General features: G+C 31.8%; 20 protein-coding genes. 18 read left to right on the forward strand and 2 right to left on the reverse strand.

Going from position 1 to position 25,132, the window contains the following annotated elements:
• Positions 1-14 precede the first annotated feature (14 nt).
• Together CPAL_RS09160 and CPAL_RS09165 are read left to right on the forward strand one after the other, a co-directional pair.
• On the forward strand, positions 15-296 hold the full coding sequence (locus CPAL_RS09160) for a EutN/CcmL family microcompartment protein (protein ID WP_061857650.1): 282 nt from the start codon (positions 15-17) through the stop codon (positions 294-296).
• 43 nt (positions 297-339) lie between these two features.
• A complete protein-coding gene (locus CPAL_RS09165) occupies positions 340-1,482 on the forward strand; it encodes a 1-propanol dehydrogenase PduQ (protein ID WP_061857649.1) in 1,143 nt (380 codons plus the stop codon).
• Positions 1,483-1,588: 106 nt separating this feature from the next.
• On the opposite strand, the gene CPAL_RS13765 is transcribed toward CPAL_RS09165, so the two are convergent.
• Positions 1,589-1,846 (reverse strand): hypothetical protein, encoded by a 258-nt coding sequence (locus tag CPAL_RS13765; RefSeq protein WP_165815376.1) that lies wholly within the window; start codon positions 1,844-1,846, stop codon positions 1,589-1,591.
• A 412-nt stretch (positions 1,847-2,258) separates the two neighbouring features.
• On the opposite strand from CPAL_RS13765, the gene CPAL_RS09170 reads away from it, so the two are divergent.
• Together CPAL_RS09170 and cooS are read left to right on the forward strand one after the other, a co-directional pair.
• Positions 2,259-2,675, forward strand: a complete 417-nt coding sequence (locus CPAL_RS09170; RefSeq protein WP_061857648.1) for an arsenate reductase ArsC — start codon at positions 2,259-2,261, stop codon at positions 2,673-2,675.
• Between the two features lie 260 nt (positions 2,676-2,935).
• Positions 2,936-4,852 (forward strand): anaerobic carbon-monoxide dehydrogenase catalytic subunit, encoded by a 1,917-nt coding sequence (gene cooS, locus CPAL_RS09175; RefSeq protein WP_061857647.1) that lies wholly within the window; start codon positions 2,936-2,938, stop codon positions 4,850-4,852.
• Positions 4,853-4,928: 76 nt separating this feature from the next.
• Here cooS and CPAL_RS09180 read toward each other — a convergent pair whose 3' ends face one another.
• Positions 4,929-5,327 (reverse strand): hypothetical protein, encoded by a 399-nt coding sequence (locus CPAL_RS09180; protein WP_169798684.1) that lies wholly within the window; start codon positions 5,325-5,327, stop codon positions 4,929-4,931.
• Positions 5,328-5,798: 471 nt separating this feature from the next.
• Between CPAL_RS09180 and CPAL_RS09185 the strand changes: the two genes are divergently transcribed.
• From CPAL_RS09185 to polC, 14 genes are all read left to right on the forward strand, one after another.
• On the forward strand, positions 5,799-6,896 hold the full coding sequence (locus CPAL_RS09185; RefSeq protein WP_242976303.1) for an SLC13 family permease: 1,098 nt from the start codon (positions 5,799-5,801) through the stop codon (positions 6,894-6,896).
• Positions 6,897-7,015: 119 nt separating this feature from the next.
• On the forward strand, positions 7,016-7,903 hold the full coding sequence (locus tag CPAL_RS09190) for a GGDEF domain-containing protein (RefSeq protein WP_165815375.1): 888 nt from the start codon (positions 7,016-7,018) through the stop codon (positions 7,901-7,903).
• Between the two features lie 107 nt (positions 7,904-8,010).
• Positions 8,011-9,078, forward strand: coding sequence for a mannose-1-phosphate guanylyltransferase (locus tag CPAL_RS09195; protein WP_061857643.1), 1,068 nt, complete (start codon positions 8,011-8,013; stop codon positions 9,076-9,078).
• A 155-nt stretch (positions 9,079-9,233) separates the two neighbouring features.
• Positions 9,234-9,905, forward strand: coding sequence for a response regulator transcription factor (locus CPAL_RS09200; RefSeq protein ID WP_106024467.1), 672 nt, complete (start codon positions 9,234-9,236; stop codon positions 9,903-9,905).
• A 1-nt stretch (position 9,906) separates the two neighbouring features.
• On the forward strand, positions 9,907-10,920 hold the full coding sequence (locus CPAL_RS09205; protein ID WP_106024468.1) for a sensor histidine kinase: 1,014 nt from the start codon (positions 9,907-9,909) through the stop codon (positions 10,918-10,920).
• Between the two features lie 119 nt (positions 10,921-11,039).
• Entirely contained in the window at positions 11,040-11,807 is a 768-nt protein-coding gene (locus CPAL_RS09210) for an ABC transporter ATP-binding protein (protein WP_106024469.1), read from the forward strand.
• Entirely contained in the window at positions 11,800-13,776 is a 1,977-nt protein-coding gene (locus CPAL_RS09215) for an ABC transporter permease (RefSeq protein ID WP_106024470.1), read from the forward strand. The genes CPAL_RS09210 and CPAL_RS09215 overlap by 8 nt, the downstream gene beginning before the upstream one ends.
• A 373-nt stretch (positions 13,777-14,149) precedes the next feature.
• Positions 14,150-15,337 (forward strand): hypothetical protein, encoded by a 1,188-nt coding sequence (locus CPAL_RS09220; protein ID WP_061857631.1) that lies wholly within the window; start codon positions 14,150-14,152, stop codon positions 15,335-15,337.
• Positions 15,338-15,489: 152 nt separating this feature from the next.
• The gene (locus CPAL_RS09225) at positions 15,490-16,452 is read left to right on the forward strand and encodes an ABC transporter substrate-binding protein (RefSeq protein ID WP_061857630.1); all 963 of its coding nucleotides are present in this window, start codon (positions 15,490-15,492) and stop codon (positions 16,450-16,452) included.
• Positions 16,436-17,428: a FecCD family ABC transporter permease gene (locus CPAL_RS09230; RefSeq protein WP_061857629.1), complete on the forward strand. Its 993-nt coding sequence runs from the start codon at positions 16,436-16,438 to the stop codon at positions 17,426-17,428. The genes CPAL_RS09225 and CPAL_RS09230 overlap by 17 nt, the downstream gene beginning before the upstream one ends.
• Before the next feature lies 1 nt (position 17,429).
• A complete protein-coding gene (locus tag CPAL_RS09235; protein ID WP_061857628.1) occupies positions 17,430-18,434 on the forward strand; it encodes a FecCD family ABC transporter permease in 1,005 nt (334 codons plus the stop codon).
• A 61-nt stretch (positions 18,435-18,495) separates the two neighbouring features.
• Positions 18,496-19,281, forward strand: a complete 786-nt coding sequence (locus CPAL_RS09240) for an ABC transporter ATP-binding protein (protein ID WP_061857627.1) — start codon at positions 18,496-18,498, stop codon at positions 19,279-19,281.
• Positions 19,282-19,285: 4 nt separating this feature from the next.
• Positions 19,286-20,506 (forward strand): MFS transporter, encoded by a 1,221-nt coding sequence (locus CPAL_RS09245; protein ID WP_106024471.1) that lies wholly within the window; start codon positions 19,286-19,288, stop codon positions 20,504-20,506.
• Between the two features lie 201 nt (positions 20,507-20,707).
• Positions 20,708-25,042 carry a DNA polymerase III subunit alpha gene (polC, locus tag CPAL_RS09250; RefSeq protein ID WP_106024472.1) on the forward strand — a complete coding sequence of 1,445 codons (4,335 nt, stop codon included), beginning with the start codon at positions 20,708-20,710 and terminating at the stop codon, positions 25,040-25,042.
• The last annotated feature ends 90 nt before the right edge of the window (positions 25,043-25,132 follow it).

Genomic DNA, 25,132 nt, shown 5'->3' on the forward strand with positions numbered 1-25,132 from the left:
AGGAGCACGAAGTTATGGTCTTAGGTAAGGTGGTCGGGACAGTTGTATCCACTCAAAAAAACGAAAAACTCATTGGAACAAAGCTTTTAATGGTAAAACTTATTGATGACAATGAAAATATTATTAAGGATAAATCTATAGTTGCTGTAGATACAGCTGGATCAGGCATTGGAGATACTGTTCTTATTGTGAAAGGGAGCTCTACAGGGTCAATATATAATGATAGAAAAATCCCTACTGATGCGGCTATTGTAGGTATCGTTGACACTATTGAATTAGATGAAAAATATAAATAACTAAACTAGGGAAGTGTCAAAATCTTAAGGGGGAATAAAAATTATGAAAAAGTTCAGTATTAAACCTAATATATATTTTCAAAAATCATCAGTTGAATACTTAAAGGAGTTAAGGGGCAAAAAGGCTTTAATTATAACTGATTCTTTCATGGTTCAATCAGGATATATAAATAGGATGTTAAGAATTTTAGAGAATAAGGGAATTGATTATGAAGTATTTTCAGATGTAAAGCCGGATCCTCCAATAGAAATTGTAGCTATAGGAGTTAAAAAAATGCAGATAACAAAACCTGATGTTGTAATTGCATTAGGAGGAGGCTCTTCAATAGATGCGGCTAAGAGCATTATTATGATTGCTACAGATATAATCTTTAAGGAAGATAACAATTATACTAAGCCACTATTTGTTGCTATTCCTACTACAAGTGGTACTGGCTCTGAAGTAACAGATTTTTCAGTAATCACATTTGGAGATAAAAAGGTGCCGTTAGTTGATGAAATGCTCCTTCCAGATGTAGCTATATTAGATGCGGATTTTGTTAAGTCCGTACCATCTCAAATAACAGCAGATACCGCCATAGATGCTTTAACTCATGCAATAGAAGCATATGTTTCAATGGAAGCATGTGACTTTACAGACGCTCTTGCAGAAAAATCAATAAAAATAATATTTGAATATTTCTTAAGAGCATATAGAAATGGAGAGGATATGGAGGCAAGAGAAAAAATTCATAATGCTTCTTGTATGGCAGGAGTAGCTTTTGCCAATGCTTCTTTAGGTATTAATCATAGCATGGCTCATGCTTTAGGTGGAGCTTTTCATATACCTCATGGAAGAGCTAATGCTATATTATTACCATATGTAATTATGTATAATGCAAATCTACAAGGCAATGAAGAGACAAGAGCTGCAAAGAGATATTCTGAAATTGCAAAAATCTTAGGCTTACCTTCACCAACAGTAAAAGATGGAGTTTTTAGTTTGATTAGTGCTATAAAAATTATAATGAAGGAAAGCAATACTCCTTTGACATTAAAGCAGGCAAAAATAGATAAAAGAGAATTTATTAGCAAGATAGATAGTATGGCAGATACAGCAATGAAAGATAGATGTACAGTATACAATCCAAGAGTGGTTACTAAAGAAGATATAAGAAAACTATTTGTTGAAGTGTATGGAGAATAACAATAAAGGAGCTGTTGTACTAAAAAAAGCAGTGTGATAGTTGCTTTTGCATAATTGAAATATTCTACGGCGTAAAATATTTTGAGCACGATAGTGTAAAGTTGACTTATGAAAAATTAGACTTCGCATTACAGAAGGTAATAACATGTAAAGACCCATAAAAAATAGTTTTGTGGACTTTAAAATGCTTACGTTCTTTCTTAGTAGCTAAAGTATGTCTACAATAAGGACAACGAAAAATAATAGACTTATTGTGATGAATTGTTTCGTTAAATAGCTTTCCGCAAAACTTACATTGATACTGACCCTTAGAACCATTATTCTTATAGATGTATTGGTGCGAAACACCACAACGAGGACACACAGTTTTTTCAGGAACAGTTGACGCTTCAGATCTACGATTTATTGGCTTAACTGTTTTGCCATACTTATGCTCATAGCAAGCTTATCCACCTTGAATTTTTGATATTCTGGACTATGTGAACCCTTGGAAAACCACTGTTTAAGAGGAATATATCTGGCAATAAACAGAAGTAATTGAAAGATTACTCTTAAAAGATATTGATTATACGAAATTAAATAAGTTATACTTGAAGTCAAGACAATGATTGTCCTTTTTTGATAATGATTAATGTGTGGCAACTTCAATTATAACAGGAAATAGGGGAGGCATTGTTTTTTTCCAAAAAACTCTATAACCCTTGATATATAAAGGAAAATTCAAAACAAAGTGTAAAAAACTTTACACCAATTTGAGCATTAGGTAGGGAAAAATTATGAAACCAAAGGTAGCATTTATATGTGTACACAATTCCTGCAGATCACAAATGGCGGAAGCATTAGGAAAGTTATTTGCATCAGATGTATTTGAATCTTATTCAGCAGGTACAGAAAAAAAGCCACAGATAAACCAAGATGCTGTAAGGATAATAAAAGATTTATATAATGTTGATATGAATGAAACCCAGAGTTCTAAATTGCTTCAAGATATACCAGAAGTTGATATTGCTATAAAAATGGGCTGTAATGTAGTGTGCCCATACTTACCTGTAAAGCACGTAGAGGATTGGGGATTAGATGATCCAAGTGGTAAAAGTGATGAAGAGTTTATAAAAACAGCTAAAACAATTGAAGAGAAGGTTAAAGATTTAGCAAAAAGAATCCAAAATAAGGAAATCAAACTTGCACCATAATCCAGATATTGGCCAATCTCTGCAACAAGTTGCAAATATATAGAAGAGAACTTAAGATCTCCATGTACTCAAGAAATAACTGTATTTAGAGCCTTTGCATAAATAGTTAAAAACATAGGATCAGGTTATTGTTATTGACATTGTAAAAAGTGATTGCATTACGTATGAGTGCAATCACTTTTTTACTTATTTCTAATACATATTTACGAAAATAAGTGGAAAACTTATTAGAGAAAAATTAAAAAGAGGTGAGTTATTTCATGAGTGAAACTATATTAGAAAAAGCTGAAGGACGCGTAAGTTATCACGATTCAGTTGAGGAAATGATGAAAAGAATTAGAGAAGATGGAATGTCTAACGTATTTGACAGATGGACTAAACAAGAAAAGATACGTTGTAAATTCTGTCTTCAAGGTTTGAGCTGTCAATTATGTTCAAATGGGCCATGTAGAATAAATGATAAAGGTGAGCCTGAAAAAGGCGTATGCGGAATTGGACCAGATGCTATGGCAATGAGAAATTTCCTATTAAAAAATATAATGGGAGCAGGTACATATAGTCATCATGCATATGAAGCATTCCGCACATTAAAGGCAACAGGAGAAGGAAAAACTCCATTTAAGATTAAAGATGTAGATAAATTAAAATGGATGTGTGAAAAGCTTGGCATTGATACTAATCAAGATATAAATAAAATGGCTGTACAATTAGCAGAATTACTACAAAGACAACAAGAGATTGGTGAAGATGATGAAAATCTTATGGTAGAAGCTTTTGCTCCAAGAAAAAGAAAAGAGCTTTGGAAAAAAATAAATGTTTATCCTAAAGGCACAATTCATGAGGAACAAAACTGTGTAGCAAGCTGTTTAACAAATGTGGATGGAAGCTATAAATCACTGGCTGCAAAAGCACTTCGTCTAGGAATTGCAACTATTTATAATTCTCAGATTGGACTTGAAATGGTTCAAGACATTTTATTTGGAACACCTATGCCTCATGAAGTTGATGTAGATTTAGGTATTATGGATCCAGACTATGTAAATGTAGTGTTTAACGGACATCAACCTTGGGGTGGAGCCGCAACAATTCTAAAGGCAAGAACTAAGGAAGTGCAAGAAAAGGCAAGAGCAGCTGGAGCAAAAGGACTAAGAGTAGTAGGTTCTATAGAAACAGGACAGGAATTACTACAAAGATTTGAAATTGATGATGTTTTTGTAGGATTAATGGGTAACTGGTTAGCTATAGAGCCATTACTTGCTACAGGTACAGTAGACGTTCTAGCAATGGAAGAAAACTGTTCTCCACCAGCTTTAGACCAATATGCTGAAAAATATCAAGCAACTTTAGTTAGCATAAGCACAATTATAGATATGCCAGGAATTGAGCATAAAATTCCATACTATCCTGAAAAAGTGGATGAAATGGCAGATAAATTAATTGAACTTGCTATAGAAAACTTTAAGAAACGTAAAAATAAAGTTAAACCTATGGTTCCAAAGATTACACAAAAGGCTATTGCAGGTTTCTCTACTGAAGCTATATTAAAGGCTCTTGGAGGAAAGCTTGATCCATTAGTAGATGTAATAGCTGCAGGAAAGATTAAGGGAATAGTAGCTATTGCAAACTGTTCAACTTTAAGAAATGGACCACAGGACTGGAATACAGTAAATCTTGCAAAGGAATTAATTAAAAAGGATATTTTAGTAGTTGCAGGAGGATGCGGAAACCATGCATTAGAAGTTGCTGGACTTTGTACTCTTGAAGCAGCTAATAATATTGCAGGAGAAGGTTTAAAAGAAGTTTGCAACCTTTTAAAGATACCTCCAGTACTAAGCTTTGGAACTTGTACAGATACAGGAAGAATATCTATGGTTGTATCTGCACTGGCAGATCATTTAGATGTAGATGTATCTGATTTACCGATAGCAGTTACAGCTCCAGAATGGATGGAACAAAAGGCAACAATAGATGGAATATTTGCATTAGGATTTGGTGCATATACTCACTTATCTCCAACTCCATTTATGACTGGTGCTCCTAAACTTGTAAAGTTATTGACTGAAGAGGTAGAAGGTATAACAGGGGGAAAGATAGCTCTTGGGGATGACCCAGTGGAAGTAGCAAATAATATAGAAGCTCATATTATTGATAAGAGAAAGAAGATGGGATTAAATTAAATTCATAAAAAAGAGAGGCTAATTCTTAAAATGACTTTTAAAATCATTTTAAGATAGCCTCTTTTTACGTTTTTGTTTATGTTAAACTAACATTCAGCATCATCAAAAGTACTCCACTTAACAATATAGCTATTCCTTTAAAATTTAATTCCTCAACAGAATGTTTTTTAAAGTTCTTGTGGTAATCTGTTGATTGCTGCTGTTGCTTTACGTCCTCAAGAGTTTCATTTGCAATATATTGAACATTATTTTTATCAAGGCCTAAAAGAGAAGCTTCTGAAGTATTCCTTCTCATCATCAAAAAAAGCCCAATTATTATAACTCCTAAGCTTACATAAAATAATATATCTGTAAATTGTTTTTCAAATGATTTTGAAATTATCCATGATATAAAACCAAATAGTGTAGCAATTATAAGAGAATATAGTAATAGATTTATATCATGCTTTGGTTTGGAAACTGCCAGTTTAATCACCTCCATAATATTTTTAGTTTATTAACCTTGAAGCCTAATATAGCTTATATCTGGCTGTGCAATAGAAGTTTCCCAACTAACAAGATAATCATTAGTTGTACTTTCAGCATGAAGACTTCACTATAAATTAGACATAAATTTTAAAAAAAATGTTTCAAAAAAAATGAAACTTTTTATAGATGTTTTTATCTTATATATGAATTAACAATTCAAAGTTAATGTAAATTTTTTATATGGGACTAATATATCAAGATTAAGTAAATAAATATAGTGACTTAGTTATTTGGGATTGACTGTTTGCCATAACAGTTAATCCTGTTTTAGTTTTTTGAAGTTCAAGAGTCTTTTGTTTTTGGTATTATTTTGCTAAAATTTCGAAATATATGTGGCATAGAAGATACAATATTTTTAATGCGCATTTTGTTGAAACTGCCCTCAAATAAACATATAATTGTTTGGGGAGATGATAGCGTGGAGAGTATAATAAAGACTTTAAAAAATGAAGTAGTTTTTACTGGAGCTTTGATACTAGCTATAGGAACATCTTTTATATCTATTCCAAAGCTAGATTACATAGACTTTAAGGTATTGTTTTCTCTATTTAATCTCATGCTTATAGTAAAGGCATTTGAGGAATTAAAAATCATGGACAAGTTGGCTGTTGAAATATTAAGCAAATATAAAAATTCAAGAATGGGTTCTTTAATATTAATCTCTTTAACCTTTATAAGTTCTATGTTTGTTACTAATGATGTGGCATTGATAACTTTTGTTCCATTAACATTGGTTATAGGGAAAAAGACTAAAATAGAAGTTATAGATATAATAATATTTCAAACCTTGGCTGCAAATATAGGAAGCAGTCTTACACCAATGGGAAATCCACAGAACTTATTTTTATTCTCTTATTACAAATTAAAAGCTGGTGCTTTTTTTAGAATAACTGTTCCGTTGGTTGTTATGGGAACTATATGGCTTTTTTTAATAAACTTAAGGACTAAAAATATTTCTCTAGATTTTGAATTAAATCCTATATCAATAAAAGATAAAAAGAAGGCATCAATATATGGAATTCTATTTTTTATAATCATAATGTCTGTATTTAATGTTATAGATTATAAGTTAGCTTCAGCATTAACTATAATTGTAGTATTTTTTCTGGACAGAGAGCTTATTATGAAAGTGGATTACTTTTTACTATTTACCTTTATAGGTTTTTTTCTTTTTATAGGTAATGTATCTAATAGCACAGGTGTTCATTCAGTTATGAAGTATGTTTTAGGTAGTGAGAAAAAAAGTTATTTTGCTGCTATTTTGTTAAGCCAAATTATAAGCAATGTGCCTTGTGCAGTTTTGCTAGCTGGATTTACGGAAAATTGGAGAGAGATTTTGCTTGGAGTAAATATAGGAGGAATGGGAACGCTTATAGCTTCTCTTGCCAGCGTAATATCTTATAAGCTCTATGTTGCCGATTTTCCAGAAAAGTCTAAGGGATATTTAAAGAAATTCACCATATATAATTTAATAAGTCTTGTTGTTTTTATAATCATAAATTATATTATACTATAGTCGAATTATGTATATTTGTTGTATATTATAAAATATTGTGTCTGATATGTGGTAATAATATAATTAGTTTAACAAATATATGATTATAAAAAATGGGATTTAAAGGAGTAATCTCTACTATGAAAGAAATAACCAAATATGAAAGCCTTAGACAGCAAGTTAAAGCCTACGAGAGAATTTTTGATACTGTACGAGTTGTAGATCCAGTTACAAAAAAAGCTACTATATATAAAGATGATAAAGATATTTCCGAAAATATAACCTGCTATTCAAGGTGGTTAGATGGTAATGAGTGTAAGGATTGTATTATTATAAAGGCACTAAATCATAAAAAAACCTTTGTAAAAATACAAAATAATGCAGATAAGATGTTTTTGATATTTGCTGTGCCTTTAGAGCTTAATGGAGACATATTTGCCTTGGAATTGATTAAGGATATTACGGATATCTTGGTTTTCGAAACAGTTTATCAATGTGAAAGTCATGAATTACGGAATATTGTACAAGATTTGAATACTCTTATAATGAAAGATACATTGACTAGTCTTTACAATAGGAGATACATTGATAGAATATTGCCAGAAGAAATTGCTAGATGTGATGATAAAAATCCTTTATCTATTGCCATGATTGATGTAGACCATTTTAAGAGTATAAACGATACCTATGGCCATAATGCAGGTGATATTATTATAAAGAAGCTTGGACAGATATTATCGAATTCCATTAGAAATGATACAGATTGGGCTGCAAGATATGGTGGAGATGAATTTTTAATATGCTTACCTAATACGGATAATAAAAAAGCGTATAAGGTTCTAGAAAGAATAAGAAAAAATGTGGAAAAGATAAACATAAAAATTGAAAATATAAAAATAAAAGTAACTGTTTCTGGAGGATTATATACATTAAATAATAATATCTTAGCGCCTGTTGATTTAATTAAATATGCAGATGATAAACTATATAATGCAAAAGAACAAGGAAGAAATAGGATAGCATCATAGAAATAATAATTAAGAAAATTGCGCTGCAATTTTCTTTTTTTGTTTCACGTAAATAGGCATTATTACATAGTATGAAATATAACCAATTCAATATGGAGTGTGTTTTAGTGATATATGCACTAATATTAGCCGGTGGAAAAGGGACAAGACTTTATCCATTATCTCGTGAGAAAAGTCCAAAGCAGTTTTTAAAAGTCATAAATGATAAAAGCTTTTTACGCAACACTGTAGATAGGATTACTCCCATAGTAAATAAAGAAAATATATATGTGGTTACAAATAAAGATTATATAGATAAAATAAAAGAAGAATTACCAGATATAAATGCAGAAAATATTTTTACAGAACCTGCAAATAAAGAGACTGCTACCTGCATAGGTCTTTCGGCAGTAAAGCTTTTAAAAAAGGATAAGGATGCAGTTATGCTAGTACTGCCATCAGACCATTTTATTCAGAATGAAAAATTGTTTATAGATACATTAAATCAAGCAATCCAGATTGCAGAGAGAAAGAGAGGGCTTATAACCATAGGCGTAAATCCTACAAGGCCAGAAACAGGATATGGATACATTCAAATGGGAGATAGAGTTGCGGGGGATATTCCAACTTTTAAGGTAGCTAGATTTACTGAGAAACCTAACCTGGAAGTGGCAAAGGATTTTTTGTTTGATGGGAATTACTTATGGAACAGTGGTATGTTCGCATGGAGAGCAGATGTATTCTTACGGGAGATGGAAAAGTATCTTCCTAAAATGTACAAAAGTTTAATGGAAATATATAAAAATGTAGGAACGGATAAAGAGGAAGAAACAATAGAGGAGCAGTATAATCTAATAGATGGTATCTCTGTGGACTTTGGAATAATGCAAAAGACTAGAAAGGCATACGTTATAAAATCAGAGTTTGAATGGGATGACATTGGAAGCTTCTCTGCTATGTGCAGATTTTTAAGCAATCACAGAGGAAACAGTGTATCAGGAAATGCTTTCATGGAACAAAGCGAAAATTGCTTTGTGTTTGGAAAAGAAAAGCTTATCATAGGTTTTGGGATTAAAGACTTGATTATAGTGGATGCAGGTGATGTGCTTCTTGTTATGGATAAGAACAAAGATCAAGAAATAAAGCATTTAGTAAATATTTTGCAGGAACAAAAAGGATATGAAAAATATCTATAGATTAGATTTAGGGCCATGATACAATTTGTGTTTAATGAGAATTGTGTCATGGCCTTTTTCTCATTATGAACCTTAACCATAGTTATTACACAATAAATACAGAAATATGATAAACTACATTAATATAGGAACAAAAATAAATGAGGAGGATATTTATGTACAAAATACTCATAGTAGAAGATGACTTAATAATAGCTAAGTCAATAAAAAATCATATACAGTCTTGGGGATTTGAAGCGGAATGTGTAACAGATTTTAAAGATGTGCTTGGGGCGTTTGTTTCTTATAATCCACAGCTTGTTCTTTTAGATATATCTTTGCCTTTTTTTAATGGATATCATTGGTGCAATGAGATAAGAAAGCTTTCTAAGGTACCTATCATTTTTATTTCTTCAGCTTCAGATAATATGAACATTGTTATGGCTATGAATATGGGTGGAGATGATTTTATTGCAAAGCCCTTTGATCTTAATGTGTTAACAGCTAAAGTTCAAGCAATGCTTAGGCGCACCTATGATTTTGCTGGGCAGACTCATCTTTTAGAGCATAAAGGAGCAATACTTAATATAAATGATTCAACTTTAAGCTATCAAGGTAAAAAGATTGAGCTTTCTAAAAATGAAAATAAGATACTTGGAATTCTTATTGAAAATAAAGGCAAAGCTGTATCTAGAGATACTATTATGACAAGGATTTGGGAAACGGATAACTATATTGATGATAATACTCTCACCGTAAATATAACTAGACTTCGTAAAAAACTGCAGGATATAGGATTGTTTGATTTTATTGAAACCAAAAAGGGTATAGGATATATGGTGAAGTAATATGAAGGAATCAGGATTTTTTAAACTTATAATTTCATATTTTAAGTTACATCTTAAAGGGATTATTCTCTTTTTCTTATTTCCATCAACCTTTGCATTAGTGTTTTATCTTTATAATTTGCCTATAGAACCTGTGGCATATGCTGCTGTACTTTATGCTCTCATAAGTTTAATTTTATTTTCTATAGATTTATTTCAATATTATAAGCGTAATAAATTATTACAGGATTTAAAAAATAACACTACATTAAATATTGATAAATTGCCTGATCCTAAAGATATAATCGAAAAAGATTATCAGGATTTGGTTCATGCTATTTATAAAGAGAATATTCAAGTTAATTATAATGCAGAAATTAGTAGAAGCAAACTAATAGACTATTACACTTTATGGGCTCATCAAATTAAAACTCCTATTGCAGCAATGCGCTTAATTCTTCAAGGAGAGGAAAGTGAGCAGAATTCTGAACTTTCTATGGAGCTTTTTAAAATAGAAGAGTATGTGGAATTCGTACTTCAGTATTTAAGAATTGAGAGTATATCCTCAGACCTTATACTTAAAAAATATAGCTTAGATGATATAGTAAAACAGGCAATTAGAAAGTATGCTAGGATATTTATTAGAAAGAGAATAAAGCTTAATTTTGATGAATTAAACTGTGAGGTTTTAACAGATGAAAAGTGGCTAGTATTTGTTATAGAACAAATTTTATCAAACGCTTTAAAGTATACCAATGAGGGAATCATTTCAATTTATATGGACAATTTATCAGAAAAGACACTTATAATTGAAGATACAGGTATTGGAATAAGAAAAGAAGACTTAGCACGTATATTTGAAAGAGGTTTTACGGGATACAATGGACGATGGAATAAAACCTCCACAGGCCTTGGACTATATTTATGCAAGCAGATTTTATCTAAACTTTCTCATGGCATAACTATAGAATCTGAGGTGGATAAAGGTACAAAGGTAATGATAGATTTTTCTACAATTAAAGTAAATACGGAGTAAGATTTATTGTAACCTTACAAGAACGTAAGGTTAAAGGAAGAAGTGTAAGCCAAAGTTAAGGTGAACATTTCTTCCTTTTGCTATACTGAAGATGATGATAATGCAAGGAGGAATATTTTATGGCTATATTAGAAGTAAAGAAACTTAAAAAAATATATACTAGCCGTTTTGGAGGAAATCATGTTCAGGCTTTATCGGATGTATCTTTTTCTGTAGAAAAAGGAGAATACGTAGCTATAATGGGGGAATCTGGATCAGGAAAGACCACATTACTTAATATTGTTGCATCTCTAGATAAGCCTACAAGTGGTGAAGTGCTTCTCAATGGGAAAAGCATCATAGATCTTAAAGAACACGAAATTTCTAAGTTTCGACGTGACAACTTGGGATTTGTATTTCAGGATTTTAATCTACTTGATACTTTTTCTTTACAAGATAATATATTTTTACCCCTTGTCCTTTCTGGAAAATCTTTTGACGAGATGAATAGCCGCCTAAAGCCCATTGCTAAAAAGCTTGGAATTGATAATATCTTGAAAAAGTATCCTTATGAGGTTTCTGGAGGTCAGAAGCAAAGAGCAGCTGTTGCTAGAGCATTAATCACTCATCCTCAGCTTATTCTTGCTGATGAGCCTACTGGAGCGCTGGATTCTCATTCAAGTGACGAGTTATTACATCTATTTAATGATATAAATAAGGAAGGACAAACAATAATAATGGTTACTCATAGTACAAAGGCAGCAAGCCATGCAAGCCGCGTACTATTTATAAAGGATGGAAAGGTATTTCATCAACTTTATAGAGCATCCATGTCTCAAGAAGAAATGTATCAAAAGATTTCTGATACCCTTACTATAATCGCTACAGGTGGTGTTAGAAATGAATAGTATGTTTTATCAAAAATTAGCTTTAACCAACATTAAAAAGAATGGAAAGACCTATTTCCCTTATATTATAACTTGTATATGTACTATTATAATGTTTTATATCATGGATTTTATATCAGTAAATAAGGGCTTAGACCGTATGTCTGGAGGAAATAGTCTAAAAACAATACTGAATTTAGGAACCTATGTCATTGCCATTTTTTCGGTGATATTTTTATTTTACACTAATAGTTTTCTTATTAAGAGACGTAAAAAGGAGCTCGGACTGTATAATATACTAGGTATGGAGAAGAAGCATATTGCAAGGGTTTTGCTTTGGGAGACCTTCTTTACAGTCATTATAAGCATGGCAGCAGGGTTTTTAGGTGGGATTGTACTAAGCAAGCTTATGTTTTTGATTCTTCTTAAAATTTTAAATTTTAAAGTACCAATGGGATTTTCTATATCAATTACTTCTCTTATTAAAACAGCTATTCTTTTTGTAATTATTTTTGCATTAAATCTTGCAAATAATGTAAGACAGATTCATATTGCAAAGCCGATTGAACTTCTTAATGGTGGACAGGTTGGTGAGAAGGAGCCAAAGACTAAATGGGTTCTTACTTTAATTGGAGTTATAGCCCTTGGAGCAGGTTATTATATTGCCTTAACTACCGAATCTCCTTTAGCAGCACTTAATATGTTCTTCGTAGCAGTAATTTTAGTTATGATAGGAACTTATGCATTGTTTACTGCTGGAAGCATTGCTATTTTAAAGATGCTTAGGAAAAATAAAAAATTTTATTATAAGACTAAGAACTTTATAAGTGTTTCTGGCATGATTTATCGAATGAAGCAGAATGCAGTAGGGCTTGCTAATATATGCATTCTTTCAACTTGTGTTCTTGTAATGATTTCCACTACAGTGTCACTATATATTGGAATGGAAGATGTGCTGAGAACACTATATCCACGTGATATTTTAATAAGCATAGATAATGCATCTAAAGAAAATATACAAACTTTAGATAATATTATAAAAGAAGAGGCAGAAAAAAAAGATCTTTCTATGAAAAATGTAGTTAAATATCGTTCTATACCTTTTGTTATGGTACGGGATAAAAATTCCTTTACAGAAGCCCATGATGATTCTGTTTTTGTAAGCAGCGTATGCATATTAAATTTTATAACATTAAGTGAGTATAATCACATAGAAAACAAATCTGTTAATTTAGAGGAAAATGAGGTGCTAATATATAGTAATAGGGAAAGAATAGATTATAATACTATTAATATTTTAAACAATGAGTTTAAAATAAAGGAAAGATTAGAGGCCTTAACCATAGATAATATAGTATCTTCAAATGTTTATAATAACTACTATATTGTGGTGCCTGATGAGAAGATAATTGAAACAATTTATCTTTCTAGCAATCAGTTTAAGGGCAAAAAGGTTAATTTATTTTATTACTATTCTTTTGATACTGATAATAGTGCTGAAAGCGAGATTGTCTTAGTAAATGATATTAACAAGAAAATGGAAGATCTATCTATAGCTGGTCGCTGTGAAGGATTAGAAGAATCTAGAGAATCTTTCTTCTCTATATATGGTGGGCTTTTCTTCCTTGGAATTTTCCTTGGAGTGTTGTTTATTATGGCAACGGTTCTTATTATATACTACAAACAGATTTCAGAGGGCTATGATGATAGAGGACGTTTTGAAATTATGCAAAAAGTTGGAATGAGCAAAAAAGAAATAAAAAAGTCTATTGGAAGTCAAGTTCTCATGGTATTTTTTATACCGCTTGTAACAGCAGTTGTTCATATTGCTTTTGCCTTTAAAGTTATTGTTAAGCTTTTAGAAGTGCTTAATTTAACCAATGTTAGTCTGTTTGCATTATGCACAGCAGGAACGATTTTAGTATTTGCTATCTTTTATAGTGCTGTGTATCTTTTAACGTCACGAGTATATTACAGAATTGTTAGTTAGCATATGTTAAACAGTTCATATTTTTAATATTTACTATAGTTATATCATGATAACACTTTAAAGTAAAAATATTATAAAAATTCCCAAAATAGTATTGACAAGCTAATTTTTTGATGGTATATTTCATCTAAACAAATTTTGGGGCAATATAAACGCTATGCTAAGGAGTATTAAGCATTTTCAGAAGGTTGTTGATTGGGGATAAACAACGTTACTGAAATGCTCAACTAGCCTTGGAGCGGATATGTGAAAAATTTTTTAATTAATAGAATAAATAGTTTTCCATGAAAAAGGAAGATTCTTTTATCCCATTTCTCATGGAAAATTATTTATTATAAATCTATTAATAAAAATTTTATTGGGGGCTATTAAAATGAAAGAACAAACAACATTAAGGGGCAAAAAGATTGCTTCTGCAATTGCAGTGGCCTGTGTATTATTCAGTTCCCATGCAGGCGGGGGCTTTGCCACAGGAAATCAAGCAACACAATACTATGTGCAGTATGGGCGGACTGCACCAATTATGGCGTTAGTGGCCATGGCACTTTTAACATTAACACTTCGTGAATGTATGATTATGTACAATTCAAGAAATCTTGGAAGCTGTAAGGAGCTTTTTCAAAATCTATATCATCCTTTTGATAAATTATCAGTTTTGTTTGATATCTATTTCTATCTTTTAGTTTTTTGTGCTGTTGGGGCTGTATTTGCAGGAGCAGCATCCTTATTAAACAAGACATACAATATTCCATATGTATACGCTGTGTTTTTTATAGTAGCAATACTGCTAGTACTAACAATTTTTGGGGCAAAAGTGGTTTCTAGTGTATCAACAATAATGTCTGTTGGAATTTTGACTTCCTGCGCAATAATATTTGTTCTGGGTATTAATGCTAAAATTCCAGAAATAATGACTATCCTTACATCTTCAAACAGCCAAGGAAATATTCCTAAAGGACTTTTAAAGGCTTTTACTTATGCGGGTTTTCAATCAGTTTTTATACCAACAATGATTTCCTGCGGTAAAACGCTAAAAAATCAAAGACAAATTTCAAGTTCAATGCTGATAGCATTCTTTATCAATTCAATTGCATTGGTATTGTCTATTATAATGCTTTTAGGGTGGTACGCAGAATTTACCCAAGCTGGAGAAAGTACACTACCATCACTTTATATTAGCAATCAGTTAGGAAAAAAATATGTGTTTTGGGCATATAACATATCATTATTTCTCTGCCTTATTTCTACAGGAGTAACGACTGTTTATGGCTTTGTTGAAAAGTTCCAAAACGCAAAGATATTATCAGGAATCAATAAAGTTATTGTGAGAAAAATTGTTGCATCATGTTTTATTATGATTTTATCAGTTGGAATTTCCATGGCAGGTTTGGACAGTATAGTTAAATACGGCTACGGGTACATGGGATATTTAGGAATAGCTATCATAATAATTCCTTTTTTAACCGTTGGTGTTTATAAAAATCGTAAGTATTTAAGGGAACAAACTAATAAACAAGAAAGCGCAGAAAATGAACAAGAATATAATGAAAAGGTGAGTTAATATTATAAAGTATAGAATTAGCTGCTGAATTTTTATCAGCAGCTTTTTTTATATTTATGAGAAAATAAATATAGGTATTGAAATGAGAATGAAAATCATATACAATTATTTTATTGAGAATGAAAATCATATACATTTGAAAGGAGAATAAAATGAAGAAAAAATCATTATTAAAGAATATTTTAGTAGCTTGTGTTACATCCATACTTCTTGTTGGTTGTGGAAGCACAAATAATACAAATAATTCTGCAGTAAAAGAAAAACTAGAAACTGTTAAGGTGACTGATGTTAAAGGAGAGGTGGAAATTCCTGCAGAGCCTCAAAGAATAGTGGACCTAAGCGGTAATAGCGATATTTTATCTATTTTAGGGTATAAGGTAATAGGAACTGCTAATAGTGATGCTTATGATTATAAAAAGTTCCCTACATATTTAGAAGATACTTTAAAGGATGCAACAATATTAGGCTATAGTATGCAGGACACAATGGATATTGAAGCCATAATGAATTTAAATCCAGATTTAATCATAATTTCAACAGTACAAGAAAAAATGTATGATCAATTAAAGGAAATAGCTCCAACAGTTATGATCAAGTTAGAAGCGTTAGATTGGAAGGAAGATGTTAAGACTTTTGCAAAGGTCTTTAATAAAGAAGAAGTTGCGAATGCTTGGCTTACAAACTACCATAGAAAATCAAAAGAAGCTGGAGATAAGGTAAAAGAAGCTCAGGGTAAAGATAAAACCTACCTTTCTTTCTTAGCAAGCGGTGGCCAATTTTATGTGTTTGATGAAGCAGGATTTGGAAATGTTTTATATGAAGATATGGGATTAAGTAAGCCATCAGGTATGCCTGAGCAAAAGGATATAAGTTTACCTGTTGTAACCTATGAAGGATTGGCAAAAATAAACGCAGACCATATATTTGTTATTGGAACAGATGAAGATCTAAAAGTTCTTGAAGGAAATACAATATGGAATAGCCTTCCTGCTGTAAAAAAAGGCAATGTTACTAAATTAGGTGCTTCACCTTACTTTACGCAAGGATATAGTTCCATTGGTAGAGAAAAGCTTTTAGATGAAATCGTGGAGATGTTAAATGGAAAAGGGCAATAAAAGGACAATAACTTTTATAATTTGCAGTATTTTTGTTCTAATAATTGGGATGTTCTTAGCTATAAGTCTAGGAACTTCTCATATTGGAATTTCAGAAATATGGCATAGCATTTTTAATTATAATGAAAAGCTTGATATTGTATTAATCAGGGATGTGCGCATTCCAAGAGCACTCTCTGTACTCTTAACTGGAGGGATTTTGGGGGTTACAGGAGCTATGATTCAAGGAGTTACAAGGAATCCTATAGCAGAACCCTCACTTCTTGGAGTGAGTCAGGGAGCTACTTTAGTTGTTGCAATATTTTATGCTGCTGAAGTTTCAATAAATACTACAAATGTTATGATAGCTTCTTTAATTGGAGCAGTGTTTAGCGGAATTATAGTTATAGGATTTATGTCAAGAAAAGCCAATAATACTTCAATTACAAAAATACTTCTAGCAGGTACTGCTATGAGTACTTTCTTTATTTCTTTAACAACTATTGTTGGACTTTTGTCAAATAAATCTCAACTTATTGCCTTTTGGGTAGCTGGAGGTTTTAGAAATGCAACATGGGCAGATACCAAATTAGTTGCAATAGTTGGGATATTAGGCTTAATTATAGCCATTTTACTTTCAAAAAAGATAAATATATTGAGCCTAGGAGATGATGTGGCAATAAGCTTGGGAGAAAATCCTGAAAGAATAAGATTGTGGGCTTTACTTGTGATGATACCAATGTGCGCTGCTGCTGTTGCTGTTGGGAAAAACATTGGTTTTGTAGGGCTCATAGTTCCTCAAATTGTAAGGAAAGTGTTAGGAGAAGATTATAGAAAGGTAATACCGTCCTCTTTTCTATTAGGAGCAGTGCTTTTAACCTTTTCCGATATTGCTGCAAGAATGGTCTACAACCCATATGAAACTCCAATAGGAGTATTTACAGCTTTGATAGGAGTTCCGTTCTTTATAACTGTAGCAAGAAAGGAGAAAGGCTAATATGAAAAAAAGAAGTTCAAAAATAACTGCTTTAGTATTATTAAGCCTTTTAATAATATCTTTCACTGTATATTTAAGCTGGGGCAGTTATAAAGTTCCGCCTTTAGATATTATAAAGATTTTATTAGGACAAGGTACAAAGCTGCAAAGGACAGCACTTTTAAATATTAGAATTCCACGAATGTTGGTTGGAATTTCTGTTTCTGTAGCTTTGTCCACAGCAGGAGCTTTATTACAGACTATAACAAAGAATGAACTAGCTGATTCTTCAATAATTGGTATTAATGCAGGGGCAGCAGTAGCAGCAGTTATTTTTATTTCATTAAAAACTGCAAACTATTATAGTGAACTTGGGAACTTTTCTATATATGTACTGCCTTTTATGGCTATTTTAGGTGCAGGAGTTTCAGCTGCTTTAATTTATTTCTTGTCAGGGAGAAGTAGAATTAGGATCAAAAGGCTGCTGCTCATAGGACTTGGAATAAATGCAGGACTAAATGCTTTTATTATATTCTTTACATTTAGAGGTGGAGTAAATGATTATAATAGAGTGCTAGTGTGGATTTCCGGCAGCCTATGGGGATCTGGCTGGAGTTATGCAAAGATACTAATTCCATTAGTTACTCTAATGTTTATCTTAGTAATAATAAATCATAAAAAGCTAGATGTTCTTAATCTCTCAGATGAACATGCAATTTCTCTTGGCTTAAATTTGAACAGGGAGAGAAAAAAGCTTTTAACCTATGCAGTTATTCTTGCTGGTGGTGCTACAGCTTTTGCAGGTAACATAGGTTTTATTGGACTAATATGTCCTCATATGGCTAGGAAGTTAGTTGGACCTTATCATAAAAACTTTCTATCAATATCTGCAATTATAAGTGTAATAATAATTTTGTTTGCAGATGCAGTCTCGAGAAATTTATTTTCTCCAATTGAAATACCAGTAGGAATTACAATTTCAATATTTGGAGTACCATATTTTATTTATTTACTAACTGTTAAATAAATATAGATTTTTATATTGATTTAAAAATTTCCTTAATTATTTAATGATGAAGGAGAAATATATGGAAGCTATTAGTGTAAAAAATTTATCCGTAAGTTATGAAGATAATTTAATAATAGATAATATGAATCTTTCAATTCCAAAAGGAGAAATAAGTATAATTATAGGTGCTAATGGATGTGGAAAATCAACTTTGCTAAAAACTATAGCAAGGATTATAAAGCCAAAGAATGGAGAAATCTTTATAAATGGGAAAAACATTAAAGATCAAAAAGAAAAGTATATAGCAACCCAAGTAGCTTTCCTACCTCAAGGACCAGTTTGCCCAAGTGGAATAACAGTTAAGGAATTAGTGGCATTTGGAAGATTTCCACATCAAAAAATCATAGGTGGACTTAAAAAACATGATAAAGAAATTATAGAGTGGGCAATTGAGGAAACAGGGCTTAAGGACTTTGCGGATAGGCAAATAGAGAATTTATCTGGAGGACAAAGGCAAAGAGCTTGGATTGCAATGACCTTGGCACAAGAAACCGACATAATTATGTTAGATGAGCCAACAACTTATTTAGATATGTCTTATCAACTAGAAGTGCTGGAGGTATTGGAAAAATTAAATAAACAAAAGAATATTACCGTTGTTATAGTACTCCATGAACTAAACAATGCCTGCAGATTTGCAAATAATATAATCGGACTAAAAAAGGGAAAGATTGTTTGCAAGGGTGTTCCAAGGGAAGTTATAACAAAAGAAAGCTTAAAAGAGATTTATGGAATAGATGCTAAGCTACAATTAAGTGAAGATAAAAGATACCCAATTTGCATAGATTATGAACTTATAAGGTGAAATAATGAAAAATAAAAACTTTGTTATAGTAGTTATTGGACAGATAATTTCTTTGTTTGGAAATGCAATTCAAAGATTTTGTATGTCATTGTATATTTTAGATTTAACAGGAAGTGCTAAAACTTTTTCTATAATATTAGCAATATCAAATATTCCATATATATTATTTGCACCCATTGCAGGGCTTTTGGCGGATACAATAAATAGAAAAAAGATAATGGTTTATCTTGATTTTTTAAGCAGTGTTTTAATGGCGGGGTATTCTATAATAATAATTAGTGGAAAAGACAGCAGCATAATAATAGCGGTTGTAATGTTCATACTGTCTACTATCTATACTTTATATAGTCCTTCTGTTACATCATGTATCCCACAAATTGTTGAAAGAGAAAAACTAGCTACTGCTAATGCAATAATTCAACAGGTGGGATATATAGTCAACCTAGCTGGACCTATAATTGCTGGACTATTATATGGTTTTGTTGGTATGAAAATGATAGTAGTAATAAATGCTATTAGCTTTTTTATCTCAGCCATTTTAGAGCTGCTTTTAGATATTCCTGATTTAGGGGTGAAAGAAAAATTAAACAATCCTCTTTTAAAATCTGTTAAAGAGATGAAAAAAAGCTTTGTATATTTAAAGAATAAAAAGAAAATTGTATTAGGAATTATATTTTCCTATGCACTGACTAATATCTTTGTAGTACCTGTTTTAAGTGTTGTATCTCCTTATTTCATTAATGTAAAATTGGATATGCCTTCTAGTATATATGGTTATGTAGAAGGAGTATTTGTTTTAGGTATGATAATAGGAGCCACTTTAATAACTTTAAACCCTAATTTATTTATTATGAAAAAGTTACATAAGACCATGTACCCTATGGTAGCAGCTCTGCTGATTATGGGAATATCTACTTACTTAAGTATACAAAATAAATTTATTATTTTAGGGCTTTATTCTATAGGAGGCTTTGGGATAATGTTATCTTTAGCTTTATCTAATATTATATCTTTAACGTACATTCAACAGGAGATAAGTGAAGAAATGTTGGGAAAGGTTAGTGCTTTTTCTACTGCGGTTGCTACAGCAAGTGTTGTACCTGGTCAAATAATGTATGGGCAACTAATAGAGCTTAACTTGAGCATTTTTAATATCTTAATATTAACTTTTATTTTTAGTATTGGAGTAGTTAATTTTATAAAATGGAATGTTAGAAAAATCTAATGTGTTTATTAAAATTTAATTTGGCAATATAAACATAAGTAATATTAGAATAATATTATATTTAATGAATAATATAAAGAGGTATAAGAATACTTTTTGAAGTAAAGCGAACTTATGCCTCTTTTTTTACATGACAAAGTTTAGCCTTACACTTATAATAGTAACAGACTAAAAATTTTGGGAAGAAGGTAAGCATGGGCGATGAAAAAAATAAACGAAATTTTTAGTGATTATAAGTTGGGAGAAAACATAGATACTGCTATTGTAGAAGGGGTTATTTTAAAGAAAAATACTAAAACCCTAGAGTTGAAAATTAAGTCAGATAAGTATATTGAAATACGAGAACTGGAATCTCTTAAAGATTTTATAAAAAAAAGATTTGACTTAGAGGATTCTAAAATTGCCGTAAATTATGCTGATGGAACAGAGAAAAAGCCATTGGAAGAGGAGCTACAAGATATTATATTTTCTATTGGAAATAAGTATCCTGCTTTAAAGGCAGTAATGAACAAATGTGAATATGAAGTATATGAAAACACAATAAATTTTAATTTTAAATCTGCTGTATCGAACTTTTTAAAGGCCATGGATTATGATAAAAGAGTTTACGAAGCCATAAAGAATATGTATGGTACAGCATATAAAATAAATTTTATTGATAAGATTAGCCCTGAAGAATTACTAAGAATGGAACAAGAATGTGAAAAAGAAAGGTTATTAATTCAAAATGAAATTAAGGCAGCATCAAGCAGTAATACACCGAAAGAAGCCCCAGCATCAAGCAAAGAAGTAAAAGAGGTTAGTGGGAAAAAGAGTGATCCAACTCTTATACTAGGCAAAAATAGTAAAATTAAGGAGCCTGTTATAAAAATTATTGATATCACACCAGATGAGGGAAGAATAGCAATAGAGGGAGAAATATCTAATATAGAAGCAAAGGAGTTAAGAAGTGGAAAAACTTTGATTTCCTTTGACTTATATGATGGTTCAACTTCTATGACTTGTAAATGCTTTGTTAAGCCTGGAGAAGATGGTGAAGTGCTATCTAGACTTAAAAGTGCAAAAGGAGTTAGGCTTGTTGGAAATGCAAGTTATAGTAAGTTCTCAGGAGAAGTTGAACTTATTGCAAATACTATAATAGAGACAGAAGGCATAAAGAAAAACAAGAGAATAGATAATGCAAAGGTTAAGAGAGTAGAACTTCATATGCATACACAGATGAGCCAAATGGATGCTATGACCAGTGCTACTGATTTAATAAAAAGAGCTATGAGTTGGGGAATGAAGTCTATTGCTATAACAGATCATGGAGTTGTGCAGGCTTTTCCTGAGGCACATAAGCTTCTTGGACGGGATAATCCAGATATGAAGGTTATATATGGAGTGGAAGCTTATTTAGCACCAGACAAGAAGCCTTCTGTAACCAACTCTAAGGGGCAGAGTATTGATACAACTTATTGCGTACTAGACTTAGAAACTACAGGATTTTCACCAAAGACGGAAAAAATTACTGAAATAGGAGTTATGAAGCTTAAAGATGGCAAAGTAATAGATAAATTCAGTTGTTTTGTAAATCCAGAAAAGCCTATTCCTGCAAGGGTTGTGGAAGTTACAAAAATAACTGATGATATGGTAAAAGATGCAGAAACTATAGAAAAGGTATTTCCTAAGCTTTTAGGCTTTATAGATGGCAGCGTGCTAGTTGCTCACAATGCTGATTTTGATATAGGTTTCTTAAAGTATACTGCTAAAGTTTTAGGATATGATTTTGATTTTACATACTTGGATACTTTGTCATTAGCACAGGAGCTATTTCCTAATTTTAAAACTTATAAATTAGGAAGAATTGCAAAGCAGCTTGGCATAAGTGTTGAAGTAGCTCATAGAGCTTTAGATGACGTTGATACTACTGTTAAGGTGTTTAATGTAATGCTTGATAAACTAAAGGAAAGAGGAGTAGAAACTCTTGATGATATAGATAAGTTTGCTTCTGATGAAGAAGCTAAGATGGAAGAATATAAAAAACTTAAGACTTATCATGCAATAATATTAGCAAAGGATTATGTAGGATTAAAGAATTTATATAAATTAGTATCATATTCTCATTTAGATTATTTTTATAAAAAGCCTCGTATATTAAAAAGCCTTTATAAAAAATATTCTGAGGGATTAATACTTGGAAGTGCTTGCAGTGAGGGAGAGCTTTATCAAGCGATTTTACTTGGAAAATCAGATGAAGAAATTGAAGCTATTGCAGAAGAATATGATTATTTAGAAATTCAACCTTTAGGCAATAATGATTACTTGGTAAGACAAGGTCATGTACCAGATAGAGAATATTTAAAGGAAATAAATAAAAAGATTGTAAGTCTTGGAGAGAAGCTTAATAAACCTGTAGTGGCAACGGGAGATGTTCATTTTATGGATCCTGAAGATGAGATATACAGACGTATTCTTGAAGCAGGTCAAGGATATAAGGATGCAGATAATCAAGCTCCATTATACTTAAGAACTACTGAGGAGATGCTCCAGGAATTTTCATACCTTGGAGAGGGAAAGGCATATGAAGTGGTAGTGGAAAATACCAATAAGATAGCAGATATGTGTGAACAGATAAGTCCAATCTCACCAGAGAAGGCAACACCATATATTGAGGGCTGTGAGCAGACTATAAAGGATATTGCCTATGGCAGAGCTCATGAACTGTATGGAGATCCTTTGCCAGAGATTGTTCAAAAAAGATTGGATAAAGAATTAGATTCTATTATAAAAAATGGATTCTCTGTAATGTATATTATCGCTCAAAAATTGGTATGGAAGTCAAATGAGGACGGATATCTAGTTGGGTCCAGAGGTTCTGTTGGTTCTTCTGTTGTAGCATATATGACAGGAATAACAGAGGTAAATGGCCTGCCGCCTCATTATAGATGTCCGAACTGCAAATATTCGGACTTCACGGATTATGGATATAAGATTGGATTTGATTTGCCAGATAAATCATGTCCTGTTTGTGGAGAAAATATGCATAAGGATGGTATGGATATTCCTTTTGAAACATTCTTAGGCTTTAATGGAGATAAGGAACCTGATATAGACTTAAACTTCTCAGGAGAATATCAAGCAAGGGCTCATAAGTATACAGAGGTTATCTTTGGAAAAGGCACAACCTTTAAAGCAGGAACTATAGGTACTATAGCAGAGAAAACAGCTTTTGGCTATGTAAAAAAGTATTTTGAAGAAAAAAATATACATGTAAACAAAGCTGAAATAACAAGACTTTCAAAGGGATGTACAGGAATAAAAAGAACTACAGGACAGCACCCTGGTGGAATAATAGTAGTACCTAAAGGAAGAGAAATTTTTGAATTTTGCCCAGTACAGCATCCTGCAGACGATCCAGATTCTGATATTATAACAACCCATTTTGATTATCACTCTATTGACCAGAACCTGTTAAAGTTAGATATACTGGGTCATGATGATCCTACGGTAATAAGAATGCTTCAGGATATTACTGGGGTTGATCCTCACAAGATACCTATGGATGATAAGGAGACTATGTCTATATTTTCATCTACAGAGGCTTTAGGAGTTACACCAGAGCAGATAAATTCACAGGTAGGAACTTTTGGAGTTCCTGAGTTTGGTACCAAATTTGTAAGAGGAATGCTTGTAGACATAAAGCCAAAAACATTTATGGATTTAATATGTATATCAGGGCTTTCTCATGGTACAGATGTATGGCTTGGAAATGCAAAAGATTTAATTGACCAGGGGATTGTTACTAGCATAAGTGAAGCTGTATGTACCAGAGACGATATTATGGTTTATCTTATTAAAAAGGGTCTTCCACCAAACTCTGCATTTAAAATAATGGAGTTAGTACGTAAGGGAAAGGCACTAAAGGATCCAAAGTTCCCTGAATATGAAGAGTTAATGAGAAAGCACGGTGTTCCTGAATGGTATATAAATTCTTGTAAAAAGATAAAGTATATGTTCCCTAAGGCGCACGCTGCAGCCTATGTAATGATGGCATTTAGAATTGCCTGGTTTAAGGTGCATATACCTAAAGCTTATTATGCGGCATACTTTTCCATAAGAGCAAAGGCCTTTGATGCAGAATATATGATTTTTGGAAAAGAAAAAGTTAAGGAAAAAATGAAAGAAATTCAAATGATGGGTAATGAAGCTTCACCTAAGGATAAGGATATGTATGATGATTTAGAAATAGTTTTGGAAATGTACGAAAGAGGCATTACGTTTCTGCCTATTGATTTATATAAATCTCATGCTACAAAGTTCCTATTAGAGGATGAAGGTTTAAGACCACCACTAAATAGTATATCTGGTATGGGTAACGTGGCTGCAGAAAGCATATATAATGCAGTTCATGAAGAAAAACCTATAAGTTCCGTAGAGGATTTAAAGAAACGTGCCAAGATTGGAAATGCTACTATAGATTTATTAAGAAAGTTTGGATGCCTAAGAGGACTTCCAGAAAGCGATCAAATGAGTTTCTTTGATTTAGTGGGATAATGGTTTCCCACATATCAGGCAATATTTTAAATAGCCAGTTGGAGTGAGTAATAATCACTTTGACTGGCTTAATTTATGAAGTAGGACACA

The organism is Clostridium thermopalmarium DSM 5974 (assembly GCF_002995795.1).
GTDB classification, from domain to species: Bacteria; Bacillota; Clostridia; order Clostridiales; family Clostridiaceae; genus Clostridium_H; species Clostridium_H thermopalmarium.